The 11,916-nt window shown below is 35.9% G+C and carries 9 protein-coding genes; 3 read left to right on the top strand and 6 right to left on the bottom strand.

Annotation, left to right across the window (positions count from 1 at the left end; genetic code table 11):
- Positions 1-825: 825 nt before the first annotated feature.
- Together FB551_RS23100 and FB551_RS23095 are read right to left on the bottom strand one after the other, a co-directional pair.
- Positions 826-1,872: a PA0069 family radical SAM protein gene (locus FB551_RS23100; RefSeq protein WP_142019067.1), complete on the bottom strand. Its 1,047-nt coding sequence runs from the start codon at positions 1,870-1,872 to the stop codon at positions 826-828.
- A gap of 123 nt (positions 1,873-1,995) precedes the next feature.
- The gene (locus tag FB551_RS23095) at positions 1,996-2,190 is read right to left on the bottom strand and encodes a hypothetical protein (protein WP_047426218.1); all 195 of its coding nucleotides are present in this window, start codon (positions 2,188-2,190) and stop codon (positions 1,996-1,998) included.
- A gap of 174 nt (positions 2,191-2,364) precedes the next feature.
- Between FB551_RS23095 and FB551_RS23090 the strand changes: the two genes are divergently transcribed.
- A complete protein-coding gene (locus FB551_RS23090) occupies positions 2,365-2,715 on the top strand; it encodes a hypothetical protein (RefSeq protein ID WP_047426219.1) in 351 nt (116 codons plus the stop codon).
- Between the two features lie 105 nt (positions 2,716-2,820).
- Here FB551_RS23090 and FB551_RS23085 read toward each other — a convergent pair whose 3' ends face one another.
- From FB551_RS23085 to FB551_RS23070, 4 genes are all read right to left on the bottom strand, one after another.
- Complete coding sequence (locus FB551_RS23085) at positions 2,821-5,472, bottom strand: AsmA family protein (RefSeq protein ID WP_142019066.1); 2,652 nt, start codon at positions 5,470-5,472, stop codon at positions 2,821-2,823.
- Between the two features lie 202 nt (positions 5,473-5,674).
- Positions 5,675-6,421, bottom strand: coding sequence for a T9SS type A sorting domain-containing protein (locus tag FB551_RS23080; protein ID WP_142019065.1), 747 nt, complete (start codon positions 6,419-6,421; stop codon positions 5,675-5,677).
- A gap of 57 nt (positions 6,422-6,478) precedes the next feature.
- On the bottom strand, positions 6,479-8,353 hold the full coding sequence (locus tag FB551_RS23075; protein WP_142019064.1) for a T9SS-dependent choice-of-anchor J family protein: 1,875 nt from the start codon (positions 8,351-8,353) through the stop codon (positions 6,479-6,481).
- A 33-nt stretch (positions 8,354-8,386) separates the two neighbouring features.
- Positions 8,387-9,451 (bottom strand): Omp28-related outer membrane protein, encoded by a 1,065-nt coding sequence (locus FB551_RS23070; protein ID WP_047426227.1) that lies wholly within the window; start codon positions 9,449-9,451, stop codon positions 8,387-8,389.
- 201 nt (positions 9,452-9,652) lie between these two features.
- On the opposite strand from FB551_RS23070, the gene FB551_RS23065 reads away from it, so the two are divergent.
- Together FB551_RS23065 and FB551_RS23060 are read left to right on the top strand one after the other, a co-directional pair.
- On the top strand, positions 9,653-10,138 hold the full coding sequence (locus FB551_RS23065) for a TlpA family protein disulfide reductase (RefSeq protein ID WP_052186709.1): 486 nt from the start codon (positions 9,653-9,655) through the stop codon (positions 10,136-10,138).
- A 2-nt stretch (positions 10,139-10,140) separates the two neighbouring features.
- The gene (locus FB551_RS23060; RefSeq protein ID WP_142019063.1) at positions 10,141-11,793 is read left to right on the top strand and encodes a DUF6029 family protein; all 1,653 of its coding nucleotides are present in this window, start codon (positions 10,141-10,143) and stop codon (positions 11,791-11,793) included.
- Positions 11,794-11,916 lie beyond the last annotated feature (123 nt).

The following is an 11,916-nucleotide window of genomic DNA, read 5'->3' as shown; positions in this document are numbered from 1 at the left end:
TTCGTTTTTCAGTGGGGCAAAGATAGAAACTTCATACACACCACGCAACTTTATTTAACATAAATTTTACCGTTTTGTAATATTAAGCCTTAAAGGACTGGGTAGCAGAGTGAAAAATTTTAAACATTTGTTTGGGGATCGGGTGAGAGTGTGGAAGGGTTGGAGAGTTTGAGCGCTGGAGAGGGTGAAAATGGATGATACGGGGGAGCGAGATGCGGGGTGCGGGGTGTGGACTGCGAGCGGGGTGAGTTTGAGAGTAAGGAAGGATATAGGATGCGGGGTGATGGGATTCGGGATATGAGATGCAGGGTTTTGGGGGTGGAGGAATAAAATAAGATGTATATAATTATAGAGAATAGCTTTTTTAAATTAATATCTATATATAGGCTTGGGCTAAAGCCGAATTAAGGAGTTCCTTTTGATTAAACGGGCTTCCTTCGACGAAGCTCAGGATTATAGTCCGTTCCTATTGAATGGTTTATATTTTTAACCGCGGATGACACAGATTGACACGGATCATGTTGAATATTTTATTACAGCCTATGTGAACTTGTTTTCATTTGTGCCAACTTATTACTTATTACTTATTACTTATTACTTATTACTTATATCCTCCCCTAGCCCTGATAGTAATGGTTACCCCGCAGCATGGGTTGAAGAATGGGTGGGACTGAGCGTGGGAGTGCGTTGGCGCGAGGAGTATGAATGGATAGCAGGAAATAGCTCCTGAGAAAGAAATCATAGTATATACTATATATAATAAGTGTTGAAAATAGATATTCTTTATACTATAATATAATAGGCAGGTTCATCCGGATGTCATAATCAATCAAATAGTCTTAATTGCTGATCGCGGGTTCCGGTAAAATTAGTGGCTGAAAGCTTTGGAAATTCTTTACCTGCAAAAAACTTCTTTCTGCCGATCTTAAAGGTGGTATGAATCATTTCTGCAATATTCCCTTCTCCCCTTTGTCTTTCAAAATATCTTTTATCTCCAAGTTTTCCGCCTCTCATAGAACGGATAAGGTTTAATACTTTCTGCGCCCTGTCCGGAAAATGAGTTTCAATCCAGTTCACAAAAACCGGCTCAACGGTATCATTTAGTCTTACAAGGGTATATCCGAATCCTAAGGCGCCGGCATCCGAAATAGCCTTCAATATATTTAAAGGTTCATCACTATTGAGACCTGGGATAATAGGGGCAACCATTACGTGTACAGGAATTTTGTTTTCAGAAAGAATTTCTACAGCTTTTAATTTATTTTTTGCTGAGCTCGTTCTTGGCTCCATCTTTCTTCTTAATTCTTCGTTAATGGTTGGAATGCTTAGAGAAACAGAAACCAGATTCTGTTCTGCCATTGGTTTTAATATATCGAGATCTCTTAACACCAGTGCATTTTTTGTCAGAATATTGACAGGATGTCTGTAATCAAGACAAAGCTGCAGTAGTTTTCTGGTAATTTCAAATTGTCTTTCGGCCGGCTGATAGCAGTCTGTATTTCCGGACAATAAAATCGGGGCAGCTTGATAGCCTCTTTTTTGAAAAAATTTCTCCAGTAGTTCGGGAGCATTTTTCTTTACCATGATTTTTCTTTCGAAATCAATTCCGGCACTGTAGCCCCAATATTCGTGGGTAGGTCTTGCAAAGCAGTAAGAGCATCCATGTTCGCATCCCTGATAAGGATTCATGGAATATTCCATTGGAAGATCTTCACTTTTAACCTGATTGACAATAGTTTTGGGAAATACTTCTGTGAAAGAGGTTTTTACGGTCTCGAAATCTTCATCATCAGGTTCATACGTATATCTGTCGAAACGATTGACAACGTTTCGCTGAGCTCTCTGACCTTTTATGAAATTTTCGTTTTGCATTCTGCTGTAAAATTAGAATGGAATTTTTATAAAATAATGAGTTTTAACATTAAAGTTTTCCACAAGAAAAATCCAACACTTTCAAAAGCGTTGGATTTAAACATAATTAAATATATTTTTTTACTACTTCAGCGCGAATAATTCTACTCCATGAGTTTCATCATCATTATTTTTTTCATCAAAGTGTCTGTGATAGTCCGAATAGGAATCACTATATTTTTTATCTTTTTTAGTCAAAATTTTTTTAATGCTTATTAAACTCAATACTGCCAAAAGACCAACTCCTCCTGCCAGTAAAACTCCAACTTCTTTTTTCATATTTTCTCTGATTTATTATTGATACCATTGCAAAAAGTATACCTATTTTATTTTTTAAGATTATAATTTTTGTTAACATTAAACTTTATTTTTAGGAAAATTACAATCTGCTATTTTTCTTACATTTAAGATGGCAATGGTTTAATTATTGTACTTAAAAACAAAAATATTATTATGGAAAATCCAGAAAACATTGACAGAATGACGACCTTGAGCCAAGTGATGAAAACGCTTTCTGAAAGAGGAATACACAGGGAGTTCAGAATGAACGAAAAATGTGAAATGAAGTTTGAAAACTCTGAGAAAGTGTACCAGCCATCTGAACTGATAATTTTAAAAACTTACCGCTTTGAAGGTGACAGTAACCCTGATGATAATGCAGTACTTTATGTGGTAAAGGATAATGCAGGCAACCGTGGAATGATTATAGATTCTTATGGTGCAGACAGCAATTATCCCGGTGAAGAATTTGATAAGTTTTTAAGAGACATCCCTATTCAGGAAAGTGACGAATTCAATTTTTAACAATTTTATCATATATTAATTTTTTAAACCATTAAGGTTGTTGTAATTAAAAACATTGGGATCCTTATCTCGCAGTCAACAATTCCACCTTAATGGTTTAAAGAATTATTCTACGTTTTTCTCCTTTTTTCTGAACATATTTTTCAGAAAACCTTTCTTTTCTTTTTTCTCAGCTTCGGGCCGGGGAGTTTCTTTTTTATTTTTTATTTCCTGCTTTATTTCTTTTACCGACTGTTTCATTTCTTTTACAGAAGAAACTGCTTCTTTGACTTTCTTTTCCGTTTTTTCGACATTTGCACCAATCAGGGTTTTCTTTAATCCCTGTTCTATTCCTCTCCAGAAAAGATTAAAGAAAGATTTTGTAGGATCACGTTCTACATTTTCTACCGTCACTGCATCAGGGAAGTTTCCTGAGTTTGATTTCAGAAAAACATTAGCTACTGCGGTCAGAAATCCTTTTTTCTCATGGTTATTCTTATTGAGAACAGCAATTTTCAGGTCTTTATGCTTAAGATTAAATGTTCCATGTAATCCGGCAGGGTTTCCTTTGAAGTTAAAAAGCATTTCCTGGATAGTTCCTGCAGTCGCTGTCACATGAAGATAAGGCCTGATAAAGGGATTGATCCCACTTGCAGGAAGATTGGATGTTTTTCCGGAAATGGCAAATCTATCATTCTGGTCCGCTACATCAAAGTTCCAGTTTACGGAAAGTGGTGAGAGATTCATGAAAGAACAGTTGATTTTTATGTCCACTTTTGTAGGTCTTCCTTTTATTTTAGCAGAATTCAGATTTTTAACGTTCATATTAAAGTTGCTGAAGGTCAGTTTTCCCGGTCCCATACTTTCCGGAGTATCTTCTTCGTATACCAGAACCGAATTTTTCAGATCAAGGTTATGAATGGTCATTGGAATTTTAATAGAACGCAGCATTTTAGAATATAATGCTTTTATTTTTGGGTCATCTTTGGGGATTTTACTTCTGAAAATATTGGCATGTGCGGACTCAATACCTACTTGCGAAGCATTTACCATTTTATTGTGAGAAAACAGGTCCCATTCTCCTTCTGCGGTAATTTGTCCGGCTTCTAAGTCATACAGATCTCTTTCAACGGGTATCATTTTGATAAACTGTGCTCTTGAAACGAGAGGCTTCATGGCAAAACTGGTAATCTGTATCTTATTTTTATTCAGCTTAAGAAGTCCAAGGCTCATGTTGTAAAACGGTGTTTTATAAGCCAGGTTCCTCGTGGTAATATAATAGTCTTTCACTTTGAAGGACAGCCCCGGCTGATTAGGCTTAGGTGATAATTCAATATTATTTACCGTTGCATTAAGATCATGGAAAGTTAAAGGCTGTTTTCCTTTATCATAAGTAATGTTTGAGTTTTTTAAAGATGTTTTTCTTATGATGACGGAATTAATAATACCGGGCCCGGCAGATTTATTGGCTGGTTTTTCTCCTGCTCTAAAAGTACCGTTTACATTTTCTATAAGAAGGTCTTTAAGATCAACATTGAGTTTTTTATCAATAAATTCCAGTTTATTGATATTAAAAGCAATATGATTCGTTTTTAAATCTGCTGCTGTTTTTCCTGGTGCAGGATGACCTGACGTCAATACAACGTCCCGGATTTCCCCATTGGCGGGCTTCAGCGCAAAGCTTCTTACTGTTATATTCTGGGCGTTGGAATATTCAATATTCCTGGCTGCAATAGTAAAATCTTTGTATCCTACAGGAATGACCTGCTCGGACGTTTCTTTATTAAACCTCAGCTGATTGATATTCAGCATAAGATTTCCAACGGACAGAAGATTATTTCCATCTGGTTTAGTAACCTTTACTATAGCATTATTAAGCTTTACATTTTTTAAATCAACCTCAAAATTTGATTTTTTTTCAGTTTTTTTAGGTTTTATTCCAGTATTATAGACTTTCAGAACAGGATTCCGGAAGTCTGCATTGGTAAGTGAAACTTTATTTTTGTTTAAAATGACATCGGTAAAATCCATCTTAGGAACCGCAAATTCAAATAATTGGGCTTTTTTAGGATAAAACTTTTTGAACTGAGCGAATGAGAGCAGCGGAGTCAGTCTGAAATTCTCGACTGCCATCTGTCCGTTACTGGTATTGATACTGCTTATAGTGACCGCATACGTGTCATCAGGGCGGAAAAAGAATTTTTCTCCTTTAATGCTGTATCTGTCAAAAACAACGGGTAGTTTATCTTCTACAGATTCTTCCGTCATTTGTAAATTTTCTACAAACAGATCCAATTGCTGTACCGATAGAAATTTCTGCTTGGTATGTCTGAAAACAGCAATTTTACCCTCGTTGATCCTTATATTTTCAAATAAAACCGGATTTCTTTTTTTTCCGGTTTTGCGGTCTACAGGCTTTGCAAGAATGACATTTAAAACAGGTTTTGAAAGCAGCAGATCGGATGAGTTGATTCTTTTATTAAAAACAGCATCATAAATCCCGAAACGACTTATTTTTAAGGTATCTACAGTACCCTGCAATCCAATAACGTCTGTGTTTTGGGGATCTTTACTGTTAACAGAGATTCCCGTTGCTAAAATATTTCCGGTTCCTAAATCCACATCAAGGGTTTTGTAGGAAACCTGATAGTCCGTGTTCTTTTTTATATAGTCCGGAAGCTGGGTTTTAAGCCATATATTTAATCCGAAATTTGCAACGAGAACAAGTCCCACCAGAACCCCGAAAACTATGAGTAAATTTTTAATCCATCTGTTCATTTCCTGATCTTGTTAAATGTAAGTTTAAATATAAGATTATTAAATGCATATTTTACTTGTTTATACTTCTTAATAGTAAAATAAATATGATTTATCACTTTTAAACAGGAAAATATTTCATTGTAAAACAGCAAAAGACCATCTCAATTTAAGATAGTCTTTTGCCCGCTAAAAAGAAAATTCGTTATTGAAAATAATTAAATTACTCTTTTACTATTTTTTTTGATAAAGCTTCACCTCTGTTATTCTTTAAAAAAACAATATAATTACCCTGCTGCAGACGAGAAACATCTATAACATTTTTTCCATTTTTAAGGTTTCCAGCCAAAGCAGTTCGCCCATCAGTGGTATACAGGATATAGGATAAATCTTCTTTGGAAGTTATATTGATTACAGATTTGACACGGGTTGCATTAATTTCAGCAAAAGACGTCTTGCTTTTTGTCATATCATGTACTCCTAATGTCGCATTAGGATTATATCTGTAGGTAAATGTTACAGGTGTACCATATTCATTATTAAAGTTATCAACCAGATAATATTTTATTATATAGTCCATTGGGAATGTTCCTGAACCAGTGTCTTTGTTCCACATGGTATACCCACCTGAAACTTCAGAATTTGCCGGAACATTGATTGCCGGTTTGGAATTTCCGGGATAAACTGCTCCTAAAATGATAAATGGCAGACAGGTATTCTGGTAACAGAACTGAAAATTACTTCCGTCAGCATTGATAATATTCATAACTTTTGATCGAACATTAACAGGGCTGGAAGAGGTATTTTTAATCTTGTAATGTAAAGTTGCGAGGTTTTCATCCACGCTGTTATAAGTAATAACACTTCCGTCATTTATTGGTGTTCCGTCTTCTTTTGCCAATGCAAGCTGCGCTTTCCCATAAAAAGAGATAAAAACGAGCAGAAATATAATGTAATTAATATTTTTCATAATTTTTTAATTTATAAAACCAGGAAGCTGTTATACAGCTTCCCGGATTGTGAGAAATTACTTAATAATTAACTTTTTAGTAACCGGTTCCGCATCTTTTTCTTTGATGGAAACAAGATAAGTTCCTTTTACAAAATCATGTACAGAAATCGGAGTATTAGGCTCTACACCTTCTTTTTCAAGAATTATTCTTCCATTGACATCAAAAATTTTAATGTTGACTTTTCCTTTTCCGTTGATTTTGAAGTAGTCTTTTGCAGGGTTAGGATATAATACATGGTCATTATCTGCCTTTTCAGCAGTATGAACTCCTAATGTTGTGCTTATGGCAAAAGGTCCTGCAGCATTTACTATTTCACCGGTTGTACCATCCAATAAAAGCAAAACAACTTTTATTTTATCCAAGTTATATGTGGTTGGAATATCTGCTGTAAATGTATAATTTACAACCTGTCCGTCAGTTATGGTAGCAGGAACAGATCCGGTTTGTCCGGCATATCCACCTAACAGTATTCTGCCTACATGATCATAAACCATATCCGCAGCAGGCACCGGATTGGGCTTACTTTCATATCCACCCATAGGTCCGGCCGCTCCTCCGGCATAATAATTTGCCTGGTTATAGCCTGAAATAGTTCCTTTCACTTCATTTTCTATAACGACTGCTGCAAATCTGAAGTTAGCATTTGTAAAGTTGGTTCTGAAAACAGCAGATGCATTGAATGTTAAGGATCTTCCTGCCAGGGAAGATGTTGCATTTAGTGCAACTGGGACAATCAGTGATTTTCTTGCATTAATAAACTCAGAAAAGTCAGGACCAACACTCAGCTTCAGAAGGCTTCTGTCCACATTCATTCCCGGAAAGCTGTTAAAGCTTGCTCCTGTATTATATGCAGCCAAAGTCATTGGATCATTATTATGTACGGCAATTCCTATAAAATCATTAGGAAAACTATTTTCAGCATTATGCATTCCTACCGCTCCTCTTGGACACCAGCCGCACCATGTTCCCGTCCCTTCTTCAATCACTACTTTTTTAGGTGAATTCTGGCTTACACTTATAAACTGGGTTGACAATGTATTGTCTGCGGGAGTAGAATCCGCTGCTCCATTGACTCCGGTAACAGAAAATGTAATATTTTTATTTACGACTGTAGGATAATTCACAGCAACCGAATGCGTAATTACTTTTTCCTGTCCGGCTGCTAAAGGCGTAGTTAATGCTATTACAGCAGAATGGTCTGTGCCATCATTCCAGTTCAGCGTTATATTATTAACACTTTGTGCTCCGTTGTTTTTTACAGTTGCTGCGATAAAATAATCTGTATTGATTACTCCATAACGGGTTAAGGAAATGTTTTTCAGTGCAACATCATTGTTATTTAATGTTTTTACAACAACATTATCCATCCCAATTAACCAAAAAGGGGTAGAATCATAATGCCTGAAGGATACATATACCTGCTGTCCTATAAAAGACGAAAGGTCAATAGTTTTTGTTTGAACCCCGGCATAAGAAGGGCTTTCAGTATAAACCGGAGTAGAAGCTGTAATGGCCGTCGGATTATTGGTTGTAGTAATATAAACAGAGTATTTTTCTGGTGTTCCTGAATTTTGAGGATGTGTCATGACATCATACAACAGGAAAACATTGGAAGCAGTAACCGTACTCAAATCGATTAATGGAGAAGTAAGCAAGTCATTGGGTGTAAGTGCCTGTCCGCTTTTATAAGAATATGAAACCATAGTTCCCGAACCGAGATTGGGATATATACCGGAAGCATTTCCATTAAACCACTGGTTCCCATCACCGTCGATATCCGTGCTCACCCATCCGTTGAGCCCGGCAGTATTAAAATCCTGACTGTAATAAGTCTGTGAATAGTATATCCCGAACATCAGGATACACATCGTGAATAAAATCTTTTTCATTTGTTTGATAATTTAAGTTAGTAAATAATAATTTTATAAAAATTCATAGGTGTTGGTTATGCCTATCTTTTCTTCTCTTACATTCAACACATTTCCTTTTCCATCCATTACCATCACAATAATTTTAAGGTGGTCCCGCTGGTATGCTGAAGGAATAGTATATTGAAATGTTCTTGAATATTCGTTGGAAATCCCGGTCTGTGAATCCGGAATGTTTTCTCCAGCAACCGATGACGTCAGCTTGTCCCTTAAAACATTATGGTGAACATAATCGTAAATTGTCGCAGGACCCAAAGCTGGAACATAATTCTTTTGTTTACCTACCAGCTCGTCTTCTACAATAAACGCAGCCATTGTAAGTCCTGAAAAATTTTGGGCAAAAGAAATCCGGGCATCAACATTCAGGGTATTGCCAGACACATCAGAGCCTATTTTTATCCCGATTTTACTGAAGGCTTTTAACTGAGACAACGGTAACGACATATCAGTATAATTTTCACTATCGTCCCACATTATATTTCTGTTAATGAACATAGTGGGCCAGCCAAGGTCTGATCCCGTAACATTTTTGAAAATTTCAGTTTCAGTACTTACAGCATTTGACCAGGGATCCTGGCCGCTCGGACCATGGATTCCCATAAAGACAAAACCATCATCCGTCTGCAGTTTCAGATTTTTGGCTCTGGCACCCGCACGGGTACAGTTTCCACACCATGTGCCAGTAAAATCCTCATATAAAATTCTATGTTTAAAATTAACGCCGTCATTGATGACAGCATTTACAGAGATGGGATTTACAGGGAGATTTCTGTATTGGGCACGAATAGTGTACACTCCTTTTTCTAATGGCGTATAGAGATTTCCATTTATCAGCAGATTATTGACATAAATTTCACTTTCTGCAGTAATGTCATTATTGAGATTATCTTTTACCTTGAAAGTAAAGGTTTTTCCCAACAATTTTTCGTTACCTCCTTCTGAAGAAATTGTAAGATAGGTAACCGCATTATCTCCTTCGTCACTCATAGATCCTTTACAGGAAGCCAGTAACAAAAAAAATAAAATCACACAATTTTGAAATAATAACTTTTTTTTCATTTTAATTTGAAATTTTTAATGTGTTTTTTTAAAAAATGAAGCTTTACGTGTGTGATGTTAATGAATAAGTTGAAAATTTAAACATTAACATTTTGATAAAATCAATTATTTCAACAAATACATGAATAATTCGCATTAAATCTACACAATTTATTATATATTAGCCAACAAAATAAATGTTTAATTATTAAAAACAATATCATGTCAAAAATAATCTTATCAGCAATCTTATTTTTTTTAGTAAGTTTTTGTTATGCTCAGGACCTTCCCAATATTTCAGTAAACACATTGTCTGGCGATAGAATCAATTTTTCTAAAATAGATTCCTCTAATCCGGTGATTGTCAGTTTTTGGGCTACTTGGTGTCTGCCCTGTATGGAAGAACTTACTGCAATTAATGACAAGTATGAAGACTGGCAGAAAGAAAGCAACTTTACCTTATTGGCAACCGCTACAGATGATGCCCGTACGGTATCGAAAGTAAAAACACTTGTTAAAAGCAAAGGATGGCCTTACACGGTATTACTGGACTCTAATCAAACCCTTAAGAGAGCCTTAAACATTAACAGTATTCCCCACGTCATAATCATTCATAAGGGTAAAGTTGTATATTCACATATAGGCTATTCTCCCGGAGATGAAGATGAACTGATCAAAAAGATTAAAGAATACAATACCGCCCATTAATTATGCAAAAGAAATTATTATATGGTGCCGCTTTTTTGAGCAGTGTCAATCTTTTCAGCCAACTTTCTGTAAATCTGGAATCCAATTCACAATATTATATTGATGACGGCAAAGTAAAACTCTCCGATGCTGAAAAAGACCGGAGATTCAGATCAAATAACTACCTGAATGTCAACTATAAATTAAAAAACTTCACCGCAGGGGCACAGCTTGAAGCATATGAACCAAAAGCCTTACTTAATTATTCCCCGGTTCTGAATAAAACCAACCTGGGCACTTATTTTATAAACTATAATAATGAAAAGGCGGGAATAGATGTCACATTAGGTCATTTTTATGAACAGTTCGGCAGCGGCTTAGCTCTACGTGTATGGGAAGATAAGCAGCTTGGAATTGCCAATTCCCTGCTGGGAGGAAAAATAAAATATACTGATCCCAGCCAAACCGTCATTCTAAAAGCATTAATAGGTAAACAGAGATTAGGATTTCATCTTTCAGACGGACTGATAACAGGACTGGACACCGAACTGAAACTGGATAATATGATAAAGGCGAAAGATCTTCACACAAGTATCGGATTCAGCTATGTTAATAAATATGAAGATAATGGAGAAAACACCAAGTTCCCTAAAAATGTCAGCATCTATTCGTCCAGAATGAAAATGGAGCATTCTAATTTTACAATGGAATTGGAATATCTTTACAAAACCAGAGATAATATCAAGCAGGTAAACTCATTGGATCCGAATAATACATTTTCAGGCAATGCTTTTCTGCTTAACCTTTCTTATGCTACAGACCGCTTTGGAATCATTGCCGGACTGAGAAGACTGGAAAACTTTAACTTTTACTCACAACGAGACCAAATCGGAAACATTTATCATAATTCCGTTCTGAATTATATTCCTTCACTCACCAAACAATATGATTATAGCCTGGCCAATATTTATGTGTATCAGGCACAACCAAGGCTTTCTTTTCTTCCTCAAAAGAAGTCAGGAGAAATAGGCTCTCAATTTGACATCTTCTATAAGATAAAAAAAGGAACATTATTGGGCGGAAAATACGGAACAGACCTCTCTCTGAATATTTCAAACTGGTACGGATTGAAAGGAACATACAGATCATACATCAATGATATCCGGGATTATACAACTGATTTCCTTGCATTAGGAGAAAAGTATTATGCAGACCAAAGCCTTGATATCAGAACCAGGCTGAAAGACAAATGGAAAATAGGATTAATACTTATCAATCAGTACTATAACACCCAAAGAGTTGAAGAAACAAGTGGTGAGGTAAAAGCGCAAACCATCGTTCTCGATAATATTTACAGATTTTCCAAAAGCTCTATGAAACTTGAGCTGCAGCACCAATGGGCAAACGGCTATCATGGAAACTGGGCAGCCGGTCTTTTTGAATATAACTTCAATAAAAACTGGTCGGTTTTCGCAAACGACCTTTATAATTATGGAAATTCTGATAAAGAAAAGCAAATGCATTATTATACCGGAGGGCTGGTTTTCAGAAAAAACAGTACGAGAATTCAGGCTTCTTATGGCAGACAAAGAGGAGGGCTGCTTTGCGTAGGCGGTGTTTGCAGATTTGTTCCTGAGAGTGCCGGCCTTTCTTTGGGTATAAGCACCAGTTATTAAATAAAAGTAATTCAAATTAGTTTAGTAAAATGAAATTTAGAAATTGGTTTTTATTAATTCTACTATTTTTAGCGACAGGAATTAATGCGCAGATAAAAAATCCTGTAAAGTTTAAATTCACCA

Source organism: Chryseobacterium aquifrigidense, from assembly GCF_006716485.1.
GTDB classification, from domain to species: Bacteria; Bacteroidota; Bacteroidia; order Flavobacteriales; family Weeksellaceae; genus Chryseobacterium; species Chryseobacterium vietnamense.
The sequence above is the reverse complement of the archived record's forward strand: the minus strand, read 5'-3'. Positions and strand labels throughout refer to the sequence as shown.